The organism is Pseudomonas extremorientalis (assembly GCF_024584605.1).
GTDB classification, from domain to species: Bacteria; Pseudomonadota; Gammaproteobacteria; order Pseudomonadales; family Pseudomonadaceae; genus Aquipseudomonas; species Aquipseudomonas extremorientalis.
Genome location: NZ_CP089519.1, coordinates 3,653,669 through 3,671,418 on the forward strand (window position 1 = coordinate 3,653,669; position 17,750 = coordinate 3,671,418).

Genomic DNA, 17,750 nt, shown 5'->3' on the forward strand with positions numbered 1-17,750 from the left:
GTTCAGTGGCCCAGTTTGCGCTCGGCCTTGGCGGCCTGTTCATTGATGGCATCGGTCTGACGCTCGATGTCTTTGATCTCGGTGGGCGTCACTACTTTATCGACGGTTTCGGTCTTGGGATTCGGGCGTTCCAGAGTCTGGCCCTTGTCAGCCTTGTCGGTGCCCCGCTGGGCTTCTTCAGAGCTGATGGGTGCTGGGGTTTTATCGGCATTCATGGTGAGTCTCCAGTCAATTGAAGGCCCGTGAAAATGACGGGCGCTTAAGCAGCAGAGGCCTGCCGATGTGGATAGTTCAAGGAAATTGCCCGCGCCAACCGCCCGGAAAATAAGCGCAAATTAATTTAAACCTTTGTCGCCCGCGCTGGATCAACTCTCTCAGATCCCATTCCCCAACAGGAGACACTCGATCATGAGTTCACACCTAAACGGCAAGAATATTCTGGTTATCACCTCCAATACCGGCATTGAGCGCGATGAACTGCTCAAACCGCTGGAAGCACTGCGCGGGCATGGCGCGACGGTGACCCACGCCTCCAGCAAGGGCGGCACCACACAGACCTTCGTCGGCGACACCGAGAAAGACCAGACCGTGGAATCCGCTGCAAAACTGTCCGAGCTCTCCGGTGCTGATTTCGATGCACTGGTCATTCCCGGCGGCACCGTCAATGCGGACACGCTTCGCCAGGATGCAGCCGCACTGAAGCTGATCAACGAATTCGTGAAGGCGGGTAAAACCGTAGCGGCGATTTGTCACGGACCCTGGGCACTGATTGACGCAGGCGTGATCAAGGGCAAGACCCTGACCTCCTACAAGAGCGTGCGTATTGACCTGGAAAACGCCGGTGCCGCCGGCTGGGTCGATGCCGAGGTCAAGGAATGCAAGGCTAACGGCTGGACCCTGATTACTTCGCGTACACCGGACGATCTGCCGGCATTCAATGAGGCAATTGCAAGGGCTGTGGCAAGCTGATGCCCGAGCGCTGAACGAAAACAGGCGCCGTCGAGGCGCCTGTTTTTTATGGGCTGATGCCTCAGCTTTTACGATGCTCCGGCATCTCCCGTTTCGGCCCGAACATTGCCCAGGCGATCAGCCCCAACAGCGGCACAAAAATCAGCACCACCAGCCATAATCCTTTGGACTCCCAGCCCCCCGTGCTGCGCAAAACGATATTGATCGCCCACAACTCCAGCAGCAACAGAATCACCGCCAGCCCAATCCAGATATATTGAATTTCCATGCTTCACCTCCTAGGTCGTATGCGTTAGGTCAAGCATCGGCCGTCAGGGTTCATTTAAATTTGCGCGAACCTTGCGCCGTGGTGGAATGCAATGCGCCACAGGGCCAACCATGCAACCTGCACGAACAGCACCGTCACGCACTCGCTGTAGGCCATTGAATTTGTAGAGGTATTTCAAAAAGCTCAGGTTGGTACACCTGATGCACTCCTGCACTGGACGAGGCGTGCATTTCGACACGCCCTGAGTTTCCCGTGAGGTGTCACCCATGAATGCGATTGACCTGCTCAAAGCCGACCACGAACGCGTCAAAGCCCTGTTGACTCAACTGAGTGAATCCACCGAACGCGGGGTCAAGAAACGCACTGAACTGCTGGCCAAGCTGGAAGCGGAAATCAGCCTGCACACCAAGCTGGAAGAAGAAATCCTGTACCCGGCGTTCAGAAAAGCCGGGGGCAAGGAACAAGACATCATGTACCACGAGGCCAAGGAAGAGCACCGTACCGTCGACGCCCTGGTACTGCCCGACCTGAAGCACACCGAACCTTCGACAACAGAGTTTTCCGGCCGCGTCAAAGTGGTCAAAGAGCTGTTGGAACACCATATCGAAGAGGAGGAAAGCGAGATGTTTCCCCAAGCGAGAAAATTACTCGGGAAAGCACAACTTGAAGAACTGGGCGCCGAGATGGAAGCGATGAAAACAGCGCATAAAAAGCAGCAGGCAACCAAGACCCTGGCAGCCTGAAGCATGTTTCACCGAAGCCTCACGGGTAGTGCCGGGGCTTCGGTGCCGGGTGCTGGCGAAGGTTCGGGCGCCAATCCCCAATCGCCCTGTTCGTACCAGTCATCACCGAGCATTTCGGCCGGATGCATGGTGCGATCGGCACCGTTGCCGCAGGCCAGGTCAGAGGCGCCGCAATAGCGGTCACACCCCCAGCAGATGCGTTCAGGGTGTTTGGGATGCAGCGGAAATGGCTTGGCCATGAAGCAGCTTCCTACCGGTGAACTGTAGGTCAAGTCTAATGCCACGATACCAACCCGGCCTTGACACGGATCAAGCCGGGCAATCATGAAATATCCTGCAAATTTGACAAGAATCATTATTATTCACGGCAGACCTTCCTAGACTCGGGCCCTCTCCCCTTTCCCGTCAGGAAGCCCTCATGCGTACCTCATCCCTGCTGCCCATTCTCCTGTTGATGACCACCTTCGCGGTGTCCGCCAAGGAGTACCCGATCGGCGAACCGCAACACTGCCCGGGGCTGGAAATCGGTGCGGTGTACCTGCAACCGATCGAGATGGCCCCCGCCGGCATGATGCGCGCCACCGCCGATTCCGACGTGCACCTGGAAGCCGATGTGCGCGCCACGGCAGACAACGCCCAAGGCTTTCAGGAAGGCAGTTTCGTGCCTTACCTGAACCTGTCCTTCGCGCTGAAAAAACAAGGTGACACGCCGCCCATCAACGGTGACTTCCACGCCATGGTCGCCAATGACGGCCCGCACTATGGCGACAACGTCAAACTGCAAGGGCCGGGCAAGTACAGCCTGACCTTCACCGTTACCCCTCCTTCCGGCCACCCCTCCCTGGGCCGTCACACCGACAAGGAAACCGGCGTCGCCCCTTGGTTCGAACGCTGCGAAGTGCATTACGAATTCGTCTATGCCGGCATCGGCAAGAAAGGCGGCTATTGATGCGCCGCGCCCTGCTGCTCGGCGTTTTTTCGCTAAACGGCGCAGCCTTGGCGGCGCCCTTGCCCAGCTATGAGCTGACTCTGCAAGACGGCCACTTCACGCCGCCCCAGTTGGCGGTCAAGGCCGGCGAGCGTTTCAAGATCGTACTCAAGAACCTCGGCCAAGGCCCGGCCGAATTCGAGAGCACACCGTTGCGGGTGGAGAAAGTCTTGTCCCCTGGGGCGACCACCTTTGTGGTGATCCATCCTCTTAAGCCAGGCACCTATCCGTTCTTCGACGAATTCAACCCCCAACTGCCCCAAGGCAGCATCCGCGCCGAATAGGAGCCGTTGATGAACACATCGATGTTTATTGTGTGGCGCGAAAGCGTCGAGGCGCTGCTGGTGATCGGCATTCTGCAGGCCTGGATCAGCTGCCAGGCCGGTCGCTCACGCCTGGCCCGTTACCTCTGGGCCGGCGTGCTGCTGGGCCTGCTCGGTTCCGCCGGGCTGGCGGGGTTGATGCTGTGGGCCGGCGAAACCATGACCGGCCCCGAGGGTGAATGGCTGCAAGCGGCGCTGACCCTGGCCGCCAGCGGCCTGATGGTGCAGATGGTGTTCTGGATGCATCGCCATGCGCCCACGCTCAAACACCGGCTGGTCAGTGAAGCCGACCAGCACCTGGCCCGGCACGGCGGTTGGGGCGTGTTGCTGCTGGCCCTGCTGGCGGTGAGCCGCGAAGGCAGCGAGACCGTGGTGTTTTTGTTTGGTGCCGGTGCCCGTCTGCACGACGAAGCTCTGGGCCTGTTCGCCGTCGGTGGCGTGCTGGGGCTGGTGCTGGCCGGGCTGAGCGTGGTGCTGTTGCGCAGCAGCCGACGCTTTATTTCCTGGGCACGTTTTTTTGCCGTCAGCGAAGCCTTGCTGTTGCTGCTGGGCGGCGCTTTGCTGGTGTCTGCGGTGGACCGCATCAGTGGGCAACTGTTGGCGATGGACATGCCCGACTGGGTCTACTCGGCCTTTGGCGACAGCCGCTGGGACAGCAGCCTGCTGCTCAGTGACAGCCATGGCCTGGGCGCGTTGCTGGCAGACTTCGCCGGCTACCGTGCCGCGCCCAGCCTGATCACGGTAATGGTGTTGCTCGGCTATTGGCTGGTGGTGGGTAACGGCCTGCGCCGGTCACGGCAAGCCGCATGAGCTGGCTACAGCGACTGGGCGATGGCATGCGCCGCCATGGGCGGCTGATCCGAATCGTGCAATGGATGGTGGTGCTGATGTACGCCGTGCTGCTGGTGTTACCGACGCTGCTGCCCCTGCCGGACAGCCAGGCGCGCCTGCTCAACAACCTCACGCTGCTTGCACAATTCATCTTCTGGGGCCTCTGGTGGCCCTTCGTGTTGCTGTCGATGGTGCTGTTCGGGCGCCTGTGGTGCGGCGTGCTCTGCCCGGAAGGTGCCTTGAGCGAATGGGCCAGCCAGCACGGACGCGGCCTGGGCATTCCGCGCTGGCTACGCTGGGGCGGCTGGCCGACCCTGGGTTTTTGCTTGACCACGCTCTATGGCCAGTTGATCAGCGTGTACGACTACGCCCCGGCCGCGCTGCTGATCCTCGGTGGCTCGACTCTCGCGGCGGTTGTGGTGGGCCTGCTGTTCGTGCGCGGCAAACGCGTCTGGTGCCGCTATCTGTGCCCGGTCAGCGGCGTCTTCGCCCTGCTCGCCCGCCTGGCGTCGGTGCACTTCGCCGTGGATGAACAACGCTGGAAGGCCAACGCCGCGCCGCGCCTGTCGTTGCCCAACTGCGCGCCGCTGCTGGACATCCGTCGCCTGCAAGGCGCCAGCGAATGCCACGCCTGCGGCCGCTGCAGCGGGCAACGCGGCGCGGTGCAATTGATCGCCCGCTCATGCAACCAGGAAATTCTGCAGGCTCCGTTGCAACACGGTTCGGCCTGGGACGTACGCCTGCTGCTGTTCGGCGTGATCGGCCTGGCCATGGGCGCGTTTCAGTGGACGCTGAGCCCCTGGTTCATCGCCCTCAAGCAACACCTGGCCGAGTGGATGGTGAGCCGCGACTGGCTATGGCCGCTGCAAGACAACGCCCCCTGGTGGTTGCTCACCCATTATCCGCAACTCAATGACAGTTTCAGTTGGCTGGATGGGGCGTGCATCGTGCTGTATCTGGCCGCCAGTTCGCTGGTGGTGGGCGGCGGGTGCTGGCTGTTGTTGCACCTGGCTGCGCGCTGGGCGAGTGATGGCGCAATGTTTCGGCCCCTGGCATTGACGTTGACGCCCCTGGCGGGCGCAGGATTGTTCCTGGGGTTGTCGGCGACCACGGTGAAGCTGTTGCGGTATGAAGGCTTGGTATTGGCGTGGGTGCAACCGCTGCGAGCGGGGATCTTGATGGCGGCGATCGGCTGGTGCCTGTCGTTGGCGTGGCAACGACTCGAGGGACTGCCTCGCGGACGGGCGTTCCTATGCATGCTGATGAGTACAGGGTTGATCGGCTATGGCTGGTGGCTGCAGTTCTGGGGCTGGGCCCACTGAAGCAAGCGCTATATCAGAACCTGCCAGGATTGAAACTGTGGGAAGGGGCTTGCCCCCCGATGGCAGTGGGTCAGCCAGTCCATCTGTCACTGATACTGCGTCATCGGGGACAAGCCCCCCTCCCACATTTGCCAACCCGCGCACTGCTGCGGTGCATGGCTGGGGGCCAGCCAGGTCGTGCAAGGCGTAGGGTGATCACCCGCGCAAGACAAACGCGGGAAACAACTCGCGCAAACGGCCCCACAGCTCGGGCAACGCGGCCTGTGCCGGCGCACTCGGCAATTGCGGGTCGAGCATGCTGACGGTGCGCACCATTTGCACGGCGAAGCGCTGCACACCGGTGGCTTGCAGACGCTGGGCCAGCAGCAACAACCGGGGTGGGTCGATCAAGTGCCAATGCACCGTGGTGCGGCATTCATAGTCCACGCCACTGGCGAGCAAAGTGTCGAGGCTACGCCAATTGGCGGCGCCGCTGCCCTTGACCTGGGTGATCGACTGGCAGTCTTCGGCCAGGGCCTTCACGTCGAACCCGACCCAGTCGGCATGACGCAACGCATTGGCAAACCCTGCCGGTTTGATCCCCGCGCTGTGCAAGCCGATGTGAAAACCCATCGCCCGCACTTCATCCATCGCCGCCGGCAAGCCTTCCTGCAAGGTCGGCTCGCCGCCGCTGAACACCACGGCATCGAGCAGGTCCCGGCGCCGTTGCAGAAACAGCAGCACCCGGCGCCAATCCACTTGCGTGCTGGCGCGCGGCGGGATCAGGTCCGGGTTATGGCAATAACGACAACGCCAGGCACAGCCCTGGCAGAACAGCACGCAGGCGAGCATGCCGGGGTAGTCGAGGGTGGTCAGGGGCACCAGGCCCCCGACCCGTAGCGCTCGGCTCATTGACGCCCGGCCGCCGCAGCCGTTTCGGTGAAGTGCACGCGCTCCTTGTGCTCGGACTGCTTGCCGGGGTTGAACGCCGACACCGGCCGGTGATAACCCATCACCCGGGTCCAGACTTCGCAGCGCTGACGTTGTGGCTGGGATACTTGCATGGTGAATCTCCTTGGGGTTGAAAAGCTTGGTTTAACGGGCGGCTGCCAACACTTCATCGCACTTGGGGCAGAACTCGTGTTCACCGGCCAGATAGCCATGCACCGGGCAGATCGAAAACGTCGGCGTCACCGTGAGGTACGGCAGGCGGAAGCGCCCCAGCGCCTTGCGCACCAACTGCTTGCAGGCCTGGGTCGAGGAAATCTGCTCGGCCATGTACAGGTGCAACACGGTGCCGCCGGTGTATTTGCATTGCAGTTCGTCTTGCAGTTCCAGGGCTTCGAACGGGTCCTGGGTAAAGCCCACCGGCAGTTGCGACGAGTTGGTGTAGTACGGCGCGACATCGCTGCCCGCCTGCAGGATGCCGGGGTAGCGCTTGCGGTCTTCCTTGGCGAAGCGATAGGTGGTGCCTTCGGCCGGCGTCGCCTCCAGGTTGTAGAGATGGCCGGTGTCCTCCTGGAAGCGCAGCAAGGTGGCGCGCACATGGTCGAGCAACTTGAGCGCAAAGGCGCGGCCCTGCTCGGTGTGCATGCCCTGTTCATCGCCGCTGAAATTGCGCAGCATCTCGTGCATGCCATTGAGGCCGATGGTGGAGAAGTGGTTGCGCAGCGTGCCCAGGTAGCGCTTGGTGTAGGGGTAGAGACCGGCGTCCATGTGATGCTGGATCACCTTGCGCTTGACCTCCAGGCTCTCCATGGCCATGTCCATCAGGCTGTCCAGGCGTTGCAGCAAGCCCGAGGTGTCACCCTTGAACAGGTAGCCCAGGCGCGCGCAGTTGATGGTCACCACCCCCAGGCTGCCGGTCTGCTCCGCCGAGCCAAACAGCCCGCCGCCACGCTTGAGCAATTCGCGCACGTCCAGTTGCAGGCGACAGCACATCGAGCGCACCTGGTTGGGCTGCATGTCCGAATTGAGGAAGTTCTGGAAGTACGGCAGGCCGTAACGTGCGGTCATCTCGAACAGGCGATCGGCGTTGTCGCTGTCCCAGGGAAAATCATGAGTGATGTTGTAGGTCGGGATCGGGAAGGTGAACACCCGGCCCTTGGCGTCCCCGGCCTGCATCACTTCGATGTAGGCGCGGTTGATCAACGCCATTTCGGCTTGCAGGTCGCCATAGGCAAACGGCATTTCCTCGCCGCCGATCACCGGCACCTGTTCACGCAGATCTTCGGGGCAAACCCAGTCGAACGTCAGGTTGGTAAACGGCGTCTGGGTGCCCCAGCGTGACGGCACGTTGAGGTTGTAGATGAACTCCTGCACCGCCTGGCGCACTTGCGGATAGCTCAGCTGATCCTTGCGCACATAGGGCGCCAGGTAGGTGTCGAAGGAACTGAACGCCTGTGCACCGGCCCATTCGTTCTGCAGGGTGCCGAGGAAGTTGACCATCTGCCCGAGCGCGCTGCTCAAGTGCTTGGGCGGCCCGGCCTCCACACGCCCCGGCACGCCATTGAGGCCTTCGTGCAACAACGAACGCAGGGACCAGCCGGCGCAGTAACCGGCGAGCATGTCCAGGTCATGGATATGCAGGTCGGCTTCGCGGTGCGCACGGCCGATCTGCTCGCTGTAGACCTCATCCAGCCAGTAATTGGCGGTGACCTTGCCCGCCACATTCAGCACCAGCCCACCGAGGGAGTAGCCCTGGTTGGCATTGGCCTGCACGCGCCAGTCTTCGCGGTCGAGGTATTCGTTCATGGAGGTGGCGACTTCCACCAGGGTCTTGCGGTCGCGGCGCAGGCGGCCGTGTTGTTCGCGGTAGACGATGTAGGCGCGCATCGACAGGAAGTAGCCGGCGTCCATCAACACGCGTTCGACACTGTCCTGGATTTGTTCGACGTCCAGTTGGTCGATGCCCCTCAGGCGGGCCAGGACGGCGCCCAGCAGCAGGTCGACGTCGGGGGGCTGGTATTCGCCGGTGGCGGTGCCGGCGGCGATCAGGGCCTGGCGGATTTTTTCGGCGTCGAAGGGGACGAGCGTGCCGTCGCGTTTGTGCAGGCGGGTGCTGGCCAGGGGGGTGAGCGTGGTTTGCATTGGGGAGGCTCCAAACACTACATATAGGTATTTTTTATTCTTTAAACACAATATGCGGTGATATTACGAAGATTGGTCTTGGGTGCCCTTGATCGGGGTCAAGGTTTTTCAGATCGGGGGCATATCCGTTTCTTCGGTAACGGCGGCTCACTTTTGAAAAGCGCAAAAGTAAGCAAAACGCTCTTGCCCCAACACTCGGCACCTCGCTTAGGCTCGGTGTGCCCGTAATTCGACAGTGATTTGGGGGGCCTAAGATCAAAATCAAAAGCAGATCAAAAGCCAGAGCCAGAGCAAACCACCCTTCAACTGATACATGAAGATCAAACTGTGGGAGGGGGCTTGCCCCCGATGGCGGTGTGTCAGCCAACTCATCAGTGACTGACCCACTGCCATCGGGGGCAAGCCCCCTCCCACACTTTGACCGAGTACCGGCCATACAATCCGGTCGGCTCTAAGGCCGCCGCGCTCTTGCTTTTGATCTGGGATCGCCCCGTCAAACACGCTGGCCGAACGCAGGCTTGAATCCGTGGGTAACCCGGCAGGACGCCGGGTTAGCCGCACTGGGCCATGGATGGCCCATTGCGGCGGAACCATAAGCCGCCGTGACCGAAGAAACGGATATGTACACGACGACCAAACAACCCACGATCACCCCCCACTCACGCTCATAAACCGCACCACCTGCACCTCCCCCGCCCCCGTAAAATCATGCCCCAAAGGCTTCCCCCGCAACGCCCGATGCAACGCCTCAACCAACGGCCCATCCTCCAAGGGATAGCGCCTGAGCAACCCACGCAGGTCCAGCGCATCCTCCTGCCCCAGACACAACAACAACCGCCCCTCCACCGTCATCCGCACCCGATTGCAACTGCCGCAAAAACTCTGCGAATTAGGCGAAATAAACCCGATCCGCGTCCGCGGATGCCCCACCAACCGCACATACCTGGCCGGCCCACCGCTGCTCTCGGTGCTGTCGAGCAACACATGCTCACGGGCAATCACCCCACGCACGTCATCACTGGCACAGAACGTCTCCCCGCGCGAACGCCCCACATCCCCCAAGGGCATTTCCTCGATAAAACTGATATCGATCCCGTGCTTGATCGCATACCGCACCAACCCCGGCACCTCGTCGAAATTGCGCCCTTTCATCACCACGCAATTGAGCTTGACCCGCTCGAACCCCGCATCCCGCGCCGCCTCGATACCGTCCAGTACCTGGCGCAGGTCACCGTTGCGGGTGATCGCCCGAAACCGCTCGGGGTCCAGGCTGTCGAGGCTGATGTTCATGCGCTTGACCCCTGCGTCCACCAGGGGGCGCGCCAATCGCGCCAGTTGCGAGCCGTTGCTGGTCATCACCAGTTCACGCAAGCCCGGCAGCGCCGCGATGTTGCGGCACAGCCCGACAATTCCCGGGCGGATCAGCGGCTCACCGCCGGTCAGGCGGATCTTGCGCACGCCCTGGCCCACGAACAGCCGGGCCAGGCGCTCCAGTTCCTCCAGGCTCAATACCTGCTGGCGCGGCAGGAAGGTCATGGTCTTCGCCATACAGTACACACAGCGAAAATCACAGCGGTCGGTCACCGACAAGCGCAGGTAATCGATGGTACGGCCGAGCCCATCCACCAGGCTCATGTCACTGCACCAGCGGCGAGTCGGCGCCCTGCAGCGCAAGGCCACGAATGTCCGCCGCGCCGATCAGGGTTTGCAGGTACTGCACCAATGCCCTCTGCCACACGCCTTGTTGCAGCTGGGTGCGAATCGCCCCGACCACCGCTTCATAAGGCAACGGCTGCCCTTCGATACGCTGGTCGATGCTGATCACATGCCAGCCATAGCGGCTTTCCAACGGTTTGTCGGCCAGGCCCGGTGCCAGGGTGAACAGCTGGCGCTCCAGTTCAGGCACGGTCTGGCCCTTGCTGATCTGGCCCAGCGAACCGCCCTGGGCCTTGGAGGGGCACGCCGAATACTTCAGCGCCAGCTCGGCGAAACCGCCGGGGGTCTGTGCCAGGCTCAGCAACAGGATTTGCGCCTGCACATGGGCCATCTGGCGCGCCTCGGCATCGTCTGGCGCGCACTCGAACAGGATGTGCCGCACCGCCAGCAACGGCGCGCTGTGGAAGCGCCCGCGATTGCTCTCAAAGTAATGCCGGCATGTCGCTTCGTCGCACTGCGGCACGCTGATTTCGCGCTCCAGCAGCAAGCGCGTGGCCGCTTCCTCTTCGTTCTCGCCGGGGGCGATGTCCACCGTCAGGCCGAGCTCGGCAATGCGCTGTTGCAGCAACTCGCGAATCACCAGGGCGCGGGCCGCCAGGTACACCGCTGCTTCGCGGCTTTCGGCCGGGTGGTATTGCAACTCCAGGGCCATCGCCTCGGGCGTGATCGACACGCCGTTGACGCTGACGATGGGCCATTCCTGTTCACTGCTGGCAATCAATTCAGGCTGGGTCATCACGCGCTCCTCACGACTTCTGCCGCACGATTTGGTAGCGCCGCCCCAGGTACCAGATCGGCGCGCTGACCATGTGCACCAGGCGGGTAAACGGGAACAGCACGAACAGGGTCAAGCCCAATGCCACGTGGGCCTTGTAGATCAGCGACACCGGCGCAATCGATTCCGCCGCCTGCACCGGCCGCAGCAACACCACGTTCTGCGCCCAGTCGGCGAGCATCACCATCACCGAGCCGTCCATGTGCCCGGTCGAGGCGACGATGGTCAGTAAACCGAGCAGTAACTGCGCGAGCAGCACCAGCAGGACCAGGATGTCCGACGCACTCGATGTGGCGCGTACCCGCGGGTCGCTCAAGCGACGCTTGACCAGCATCAGTAACCCCACCAGACACAGCAGGCCGAAGAATCCGCCGGAGACCATCGCCAGCAGTTGCTTGTTTTCAGTGCTGATTACGTGGTGATAGACCGACGCCGGTGTGAGCAGGCCGACAAAATGCCCGGCCAGCACAAACAGCACGCCGATATGGAAAAAGTTGCTCGCCACGCGCATGCCACGGTTGTTCAGCATCTGGCTGGAGCCGGCCTTCCAGGTGTACTGCGACAGGTCGAACCGCGCCCAACTGCCCAGCAGACAGACCGCCAGGGCCACATAGGGGTACACCCCGAATACCAGCAAATTCCACTTAGACATTACCCACCTCCCCGGCCGGCATGGCGGCCGGCGCTGCTTGCTGAAAATCCACCCAATGCAGCGGCACGGCGCTTTCTTCCCGTGCCTTGCCGGGTGCGCTCGGCATCGCGCTGCAACGGTCCTGCTGCTCGGCCTGCATAAAGTCCACGGCCTCCTCTTCCCAGACCTTGTCGAGGGCTTCGAGGGAGTCGTCGCGTGGCTCGGCCGCCACTTGGGCGCGCACCTCGGCCACGGCCTGGTGCGGCTCGGTGCCGGCGATCTGCAACAGCGCACGCATGCAACTGGCGTAGGCGCTCTCACGCTCTTCCAGGCGCGCCGCAAGCAACGCCAACAGGTGCGCCACATCCGCCAGGCCTTCGCGGGCTTCGATGTCTTCGCGGGTGGAGAGGAACTCCAGGTACAGCGGGATATAGTCCGGCAGCTCCTTGACGCCGATGGCAAACCCCGCGGCCTCGTACTGGGCCATCATGTCGACCATCGCCTGGCCACGATCCCGGGACTCGCCGTGCACGTGTTCAAACAGCAGCAGCGACAGCGAACGACCACGACCGAACAACGCGCCGTAGTGTTCCTGGCCATCCATCAGGTCATTGGCGCAGATCAGCTCCAACAGCTCGAACAACGCGCCGCGTTGCTTGGGGCTGATTTCCCGCGACTCGATAATTGCCTGCTCCAGTTCATCGCGGCCATTCACCAGGGCCTCGGTGGGATAGTCCAGCAGCAACGAAATCACTTTAAGAATGCGCATGGCTCAGTCCTCCCAGATCTGGACGGTTTTCAGCACGTCGCGACGGTTGGCTTTCCTGGCACCGAACATGTTGGTGTCGGAACTGCCGCTGCAACCGCTGCCAAAGCTGAAGCCGCAACCGGAGCGTTCGGCGAAGGCGTCGCTCATGGCGTCCTCACGGTGCGCGCTCGGCACCACAAAGCGGTCTTCGTAGTTGGCAATCGCCAGGTAGCGGTACATCTCTTCCACCTGCGGCACGCTCAGGCCCACGTCTTCGAGCACTTGCAGGTCCTGCACGCCGTCCACCTGCTGCGAGCGCTTGAAAGCCCGCATCGCCAGCAGGCGTTTGAGGGCACGCTTGACCGGTTTCTCATCGCCGGCGGTGAGCATGTTGGCCAGGTAGCGCAGCGGAATGCGCAGGCTGTCCACGTCCGGAATCACCCCGTTCATGCCCACGGTGCCAGCAGCGGCAGCGTTCTGGATCGGCGACAGCGGCGGCACGTACCAGACCATCGGCAAGGTGCGGTATTCCGGGTGCAGCGGCAGTGCGAGCTTCCAGTCCACGGCCATTTTGTACACGGGGGAACGCTGCGCCGAGTCGATCACCGACTGCGGCACGCCATCGGCCAGGGCCTGGCGGATCACCGCCGGGTCATTCGGGTCGAGGAAGATCTCCAGTTGCTTTTCATACAGGTCGTGCTCGCTGGCCGTGCTCGCCACTTCGCTGATGCGGTCGGCGTCGTAGAGCAGAACGCCGAGGTAGCGGATGCGCCCGACGCAGGTTTCCGCACACACGGTGGGCATGCCGGCCTCAATGCGCGGGTAGCAGAAGATGCATTTCTCGGACTTGCCGCTCTTCCAGTTGAAGTAGATTTTCTTGTACGGGCAACCGCTGATGCACATACGCCAGCCGCGGCATTTTTCCTGGTCGATCAGCACGATGCCGTCTTCTTCACGCTTGTAGATCGCACCACTGGGGCACGACGCCGCGCACGCCGGGTTGAGGCAGTGCTCGCACAGGCGCGGCAGGTACATCATGAAGGTGTTTTCGTACTCGCCGTAGATATCGGCCTGGATCTGGTCGAAGTTCTTGTCCTTGCGGCGCTTGGCGAACTCGGTGCCGAGGATTTCCTCCCAGTTCGGACCCCACTCGATTTTCTGCATGCGCTTGCCCGAGACCACCGAGCGCGGCCGCGCGGTCGGTTGGTGCTCGCCCAACGGCGCGGTGTGCAGGTGCTGGTAATCGAAGTCGAACGGCTCGTAGTAGTCGTCCAGGCTCGGTAGGTCCGGGTTGGCGAAGATATTCGCCAACACGCGGAACTTGCCGCCGATACGCGGGTTGATGCTGCCGTTGGCGTTGCGCACCCAGCCGCCCTTCCATTTGTCCTGGTTTTCCCACTCCTTGGGGTAGCCGATGCCGGGCTTGGATTCGACGTTGTTGAACCAGGCGTACTCCATGCCTTCGCGGCTGGTCCACACGTTCTTGCAGGTGATCGAGCAGGTGTGGCAGCCGATGCATTTGTCCAGGTTCAGCACCATGCCGATCTGTGAGCGAATCTTCATCTCAGTTCTCCTCGATATCGGTCGGCAATGGGCGCGGCAAGTCATCGCCGGTGGAACCATCGAGCCAGTCGACCTTGGCCATCTTGCGCACCACGACGAACTCGTCGCGGTTGCAACCGACCGTGCCGTAATAGTTGAAACCGTAGGCCTGCTGGGCGTAGCCACCGATCATGTGGGTCGGCTTGAGCACCACGCGGGTCACCGAGTTGTGGTGGCCGCCACGGGTCTTGGTGGTCTCCGAACCGGGCACGTTCACGATGCGTTCCTGGGCGTGGTACATCATCACCATGCCCTCCTTCACGCGCTGGCTGACCACCGCGCGGGCGGTCAGCGCGCCGTTGACGTTGAAGCATTCGATCCAGTCGTTGTCCTCGATGCCGGCGCGTTTCGCGTCGATCTCCGAGAGCCAGACGATCGGCCCGCCACGGCTCAGGGTGAGCATCAGCAGGTTGTCGCTGTAGGTGCTGTGGATGCCCCATTTCTGATGCGGGGTAATCCAGTTCAGCACGATCTCGGTCTCACCATTGCTGCGCTTGCCCTTCACCCCTTCGATGGTGCGGGTGTTGACCGGTGGCCGGTAGCTCATCAGTTGTTCGCCGAACGCCTGCATCCACGGGTGGTCCTGGTAGAACTGCTGGCGGCCGGTGATGGTGCGCCATGGGATGTTTTCGTGGACGTTGGTGTAGCCGGCGTTGTAGCTCACGTGGTCGTCTTCCAGGCCCGACCAGGTGGGGCTGGAGATGATCTTGCGCGGCTGCGCCTGGATGTCGCGGAAGCGGATCGCCTCATGCGCCTTGGGCAGCGCCAGGTGGCTGTGGTCGATGCCGGTGAAGGCCGACAGCGCCGCCCAGGCCTTGACCGCCACATGGCCGTTGGTTTCCGGGGCCAGGGACAGGATCACCTCGGCCGCATCGATGGCGGTATCGATCTTCGGCCGGCCATGGCTGATGCCCGCGTCGCCTTCGTGATGGTTCAGCTCGCCGAGGAAGGCCACCTCGTCATCGGTGTTCCAGTTGATGCCCTTGCCGCCGTTGCCGAGTTTTTCCAGCAAGGGCCCAAGGGAGGTGAATTTCTTGTAGATGTTCGGGTAGTCACGCTCCACCACCGCCATGTTCGGCGCGTTCTTGCCGGGTACAGGCGCCACACCGGCGCTTTTCCAGTCGGTGCCACCGAACGGCTGGGCCAGTTCGCCGACGCTGTCGTGCATCAGCGGCACGGTCACCAGGTCCTGCTCGACGCCCAGGTGCCCGACCGCCATGGCCGAGAACGCCTTGGCAATGCCCTTGTAGATTTCCCAGTCGGAACGCGACTCCCACGCCGGGTCGATGGCTGCCGACAACGGGTGGATGAACGGGTGCATGTCCGAGGTGTTCATGTCGTCTTTTTCGTACCAGGTGGCGGTCGGCAAGACGATGTCGGAGTACACGCAGGTGGACGACATGCGGAAGTCCAGGGTGGTCACCAGGTCGAGCTTGCCGATGGCGCCGTCGTCGACCCATTCGGCTTCGGTGGGCTTGCTTTCGCCGGCAAAGCCAATGTCTTCGTTCATCACGCCGTTCTTGGTGCCGAGCAGGTACTTGAGCATGTACTCATGGCCCTTGCCCGACGAACCGAGCAGGTTGGAACGCCAGATGAACATGTTGCGCGGGAAGTTCACCGGGCTGTCCGGTTGCTCGCAGGCAAAGCGCAAGGTGCCGTCCTGCCAGGCCTTGATGACGTAGTCTTTGGGCTCCATGCCGGCGGCGGCCGCGTCCCGGCAGATATGCAGCGGGTTGGTGTTCAGTTGCGGCGCGCTGGGCAACCAGCCGGCGCGTTCGGCGCGGATGTTGTAGTCCAGTGCATGGGTGGGGAACTGCGACTTGTCCGCCATCGGCGACAACACGTCGTGCATGTTCATTTTTTCGTGGCGCCACTGCGAGCTGTGGCCGTAGAAGAAGCTGGTGCCGTTCATCTGGCGTGGCGGGCGGCTCCAGTCCAGGCCGAACGCCAGGGGCAACCAGCCGCATTGCGGGCGCAGTTTTTCCTGGCCGACATAGTGGGCCCAGCCGCCCCCGGTCTGGCCGACGCAACCGCAGAGCATGAGCATGTTGATCAGCCCGCGGTAGTTCATGTCCATGTGGTACCAGTGGTTCATCGCCGCGCCGACGATGATCATTGAGCGCCCCTTGGTCTTGTCGGCGTTGTCGGCGAACTCACGGGCGATCTGGATGGCTTTCTCGCGGCTGACGCCGGTGATCGCTTCCTGCCAGGCCGGGGTGCCCGGTACGCTGGCGTCGTCGTAGTCCCCGGCCACGTTGCTGCCGCCCAGGCCACGGTCGATGGCCAGGTTGGCCGCCGACAGGTCGAACACCGTGGCGACCTTGGCCATGCTGCCATCGGCCAACGTCACGCTGTGCACCGGCACGCGGCGGAACTGCACCGCGTCACCGGCCACGTGCTGGAAGTGTTCGTGGGCTTCACCGGCAAAGTACGGGAAGCCGACTTCGGCCACGTCTGCGCCGATCAGGCTGAGCTTGAGGTCGATGGCACGGCCTTCGCCGCCCTCTTTGGCGAGAATGTTCCACTTGCCCTTCTCGCCCCAGCGGTAGCCGATGGAACCTTGTGGCGACACCAGCTCACCGCTCTCATCGAGGGCGATGGTTTTCCATTCCGGGTTGTTGTCCTGGCCCAGGTTGCCGGTGAGGTCCGAGGCGCGCAGGAAGCGGTCGGGCTGGAAGCCGGCGCCGGGGGCAAACCCGGTCACGGGTTTGAGCATCACCAGCACCGGCAGGTCGGTGAAGCGCTTGGCGTAGTCGGTGAAATAGGTACTCGGGTGGTCGAGATGGAACTCCTTGAAGATCACATGATTGAAGGCCTGGGCCAACGCCGCGTCGGTACCCTGCTTGGGGTTGAGCCACAGGTCGGTGAGCTTGGCCACTTCCGAATAGTCGGGGGTGATGGCCACGGTCTTGGTGCCCTTGTAGCGCACCTCGGTGAAGAAATGCGCGTCCGGCGTACGGGTCTGCGGGACGTTGGAACCCCAGGCAATGATGTAGTTGGAGTTGTACCAGTCGGCCGATTCCGGCACGTCGGTCTGCTCGCCCCACACCATCGGCGAGGCCGGTGGCAGGTCGCAGTACCAGTCATAGAAACTCAGGCACACCCCGCCCAGCAGCGACAGGTAACGCGAGCCGGCGGCGTAGCTGACCATGGACATGGCCGGGATCGGCGAGAAGCCGACGATGCGGTCCGGCCCGTATTGCTTGATGGTGTAGACGTTGGAGGCAGCGATGATCTCGTTGACCTCCTCCCAGTTGGAGCGAATGAAACCGCCCATGCCGCGCTTGCTCTTGTACGACTCGGCCTTGGCCTTGTCCTCGACAATGCTCGCCCAGGCCTCCACCGGAGCCATGGTCAGGCGCGCTTCACGCCACAGCTTGAGCAACGGCTTGCGGATCTTCGGGTATTTGAGCCGGTTGGCGCTGTAGATGTACCAGCTGTAGCTGGCGCCACGCGGGCAGCCACGGGGTTCGTGGTTGGGCAGGTCGTTGCGGGTGCGCGGGTAGTCGGTCTGCTGGGTTTCCCAGGTGATCAGACCGTTCTTCACGTAGATCTTCCACGAGCACGAGCCGGTGCAGTTCACCCCGTGGGTGGAGCGCACGATCTTGTCGTACTGCCAGCGCGAACGGTAGACGTTTTCCCAGTCGCGGGACTCCTTGCGGGTCTCGCCGTGGCCGTCGGAGAACTCGTCTTGCTTGCGGTTGAAGAACCGCAGTTGATCCAGTAAGTGACTCATGGTGCTTTCCTCATCAGGCGTGCCGTGGG

The 17,750-nt window shown here is 62.4% G+C and carries 17 protein-coding genes and 1 pseudogene; 6 read left to right on the top strand and 12 right to left on the bottom strand.

The features are described from left to right. Positions 1-2 precede the first annotated feature (2 nt). Positions 3-215: a hypothetical protein gene (locus tag LUU92_RS16125; RefSeq protein WP_093512624.1), complete on the bottom strand. Its 213-nt coding sequence runs from the start codon at positions 213-215 to the stop codon at positions 3-5. 193 nt (positions 216-408) lie between these two features. Between LUU92_RS16125 and LUU92_RS16130 the strand changes: the two genes are divergently transcribed. Continuing rightward, positions 409-969, top strand: a complete 561-nt coding sequence (locus LUU92_RS16130) for a type 1 glutamine amidotransferase domain-containing protein (protein WP_257102293.1) — start codon at positions 409-411, stop codon at positions 967-969. Positions 970-1,030: 61 nt separating this feature from the next. Here LUU92_RS16130 and LUU92_RS16135 read toward each other — a convergent pair whose 3' ends face one another. Continuing rightward, a complete protein-coding gene (locus LUU92_RS16135; RefSeq protein ID WP_071491707.1) occupies positions 1,031-1,237 on the bottom strand; it encodes a PLDc N-terminal domain-containing protein in 207 nt (68 codons plus the stop codon). A gap of 266 nt (positions 1,238-1,503) precedes the next feature. On the opposite strand from LUU92_RS16135, the gene LUU92_RS16140 reads away from it, so the two are divergent. After that, positions 1,504-1,980, top strand: coding sequence for a PA2171 family ribosome-binding persister protein (locus LUU92_RS16140; RefSeq protein ID WP_257102294.1), 477 nt, complete (start codon positions 1,504-1,506; stop codon positions 1,978-1,980). Positions 1,981-1,988: 8 nt separating this feature from the next. Here LUU92_RS16140 and LUU92_RS16145 read toward each other — a convergent pair whose 3' ends face one another. Then, the gene (locus LUU92_RS16145) at positions 1,989-2,219 is read right to left on the bottom strand and encodes a DUF3079 domain-containing protein (RefSeq protein ID WP_092245468.1); all 231 of its coding nucleotides are present in this window, start codon (positions 2,217-2,219) and stop codon (positions 1,989-1,991) included. Between the two features lie 179 nt (positions 2,220-2,398). Here LUU92_RS16145 and LUU92_RS16150 point away from each other — a divergent pair, with 179 nt between their 5' ends. The 4 genes from LUU92_RS16150 to LUU92_RS16165 are packed head-to-tail and all read left to right on the top strand — an operon-like array spanning position 2,399 to position 5,444. Next, positions 2,399-2,929, top strand: coding sequence for an iron transporter (locus LUU92_RS16150; RefSeq protein WP_092245465.1), 531 nt, complete (start codon positions 2,399-2,401; stop codon positions 2,927-2,929). After that, on the top strand, positions 2,929-3,252 hold the full coding sequence (locus tag LUU92_RS16155; RefSeq protein ID WP_257102295.1) for a cupredoxin domain-containing protein: 324 nt from the start codon (positions 2,929-2,931) through the stop codon (positions 3,250-3,252). The genes LUU92_RS16150 and LUU92_RS16155 overlap by 1 nt, the downstream gene beginning before the upstream one ends. Positions 3,253-3,261: 9 nt before the next feature. Continuing rightward, positions 3,262-4,101: an FTR1 family iron permease gene (locus LUU92_RS16160; RefSeq protein ID WP_257102296.1), complete on the top strand. Its 840-nt coding sequence runs from the start codon at positions 3,262-3,264 to the stop codon at positions 4,099-4,101. Next, positions 4,098-5,444 carry a 4Fe-4S binding protein gene (locus tag LUU92_RS16165; protein WP_257102297.1) on the top strand — a complete coding sequence of 449 codons (1,347 nt, stop codon included), beginning with the start codon at positions 4,098-4,100 and terminating at the stop codon, positions 5,442-5,444. The genes LUU92_RS16160 and LUU92_RS16165 overlap by 4 nt, the downstream gene beginning before the upstream one ends. 195 nt (positions 5,445-5,639) lie before the next feature. On the opposite strand, the gene LUU92_RS16170 is transcribed toward LUU92_RS16165, so the two are convergent. From LUU92_RS16170 to LUU92_RS16210, 9 genes and pseudogenes are all read right to left on the bottom strand, one after another. Next, positions 5,640-6,335, bottom strand: coding sequence for an anaerobic ribonucleoside-triphosphate reductase activating protein (locus LUU92_RS16170; protein ID WP_257102298.1), 696 nt, complete (start codon positions 6,333-6,335; stop codon positions 5,640-5,642). Continuing rightward, positions 6,332-6,487 (bottom strand): anaerobic ribonucleoside-triphosphate reductase, encoded by a 156-nt coding sequence (nrdD, locus tag LUU92_RS16175; RefSeq protein ID WP_093123442.1) that lies wholly within the window; start codon positions 6,485-6,487, stop codon positions 6,332-6,334. Before nrdD ends, LUU92_RS16170 begins: the two co-directional genes overlap by 4 nt. A gap of 31 nt (positions 6,488-6,518) precedes the next feature. Beyond that, a pseudogene (locus LUU92_RS16180) lies at positions 6,519-8,527 on the bottom strand (ribonucleoside triphosphate reductase). A gap of 634 nt (positions 8,528-9,161) precedes the next feature. Then, a complete protein-coding gene (gene moaA / locus LUU92_RS16185) occupies positions 9,162-10,148 on the bottom strand; it encodes a GTP 3',8-cyclase MoaA (RefSeq protein WP_093123450.1) in 987 nt (328 codons plus the stop codon). A gap of 1 nt (position 10,149) precedes the next feature. Further along, positions 10,150-10,965, bottom strand: a complete 816-nt coding sequence (locus LUU92_RS16190; protein ID WP_257102299.1) for a peptidylprolyl isomerase — start codon at positions 10,963-10,965, stop codon at positions 10,150-10,152. Positions 10,966-10,975: 10 nt separating this feature from the next. Further along, positions 10,976-11,656, bottom strand: coding sequence for a respiratory nitrate reductase subunit gamma (gene narI, locus LUU92_RS16195; RefSeq protein ID WP_093123456.1), 681 nt, complete (start codon positions 11,654-11,656; stop codon positions 10,976-10,978). Beyond that, positions 11,649-12,404: a nitrate reductase molybdenum cofactor assembly chaperone gene (narJ, locus tag LUU92_RS16200; protein ID WP_092245436.1), complete on the bottom strand. Its 756-nt coding sequence runs from the start codon at positions 12,402-12,404 to the stop codon at positions 11,649-11,651. The genes narI and narJ overlap by 8 nt, the downstream gene beginning before the upstream one ends. Positions 12,405-12,407: 3 nt before the next feature. Beyond that, positions 12,408-13,946 (bottom strand): nitrate reductase subunit beta, encoded by a 1,539-nt coding sequence (gene narH / locus LUU92_RS16205; RefSeq protein ID WP_092245433.1) that lies wholly within the window; start codon positions 13,944-13,946, stop codon positions 12,408-12,410. A gap of 1 nt (position 13,947) precedes the next feature. Continuing rightward, positions 13,948-17,721, bottom strand: coding sequence for a nitrate reductase subunit alpha (locus tag LUU92_RS16210; protein ID WP_257102300.1), 3,774 nt, complete (start codon positions 17,719-17,721; stop codon positions 13,948-13,950). Positions 17,722-17,750: the final 29 nt, after the last annotated feature.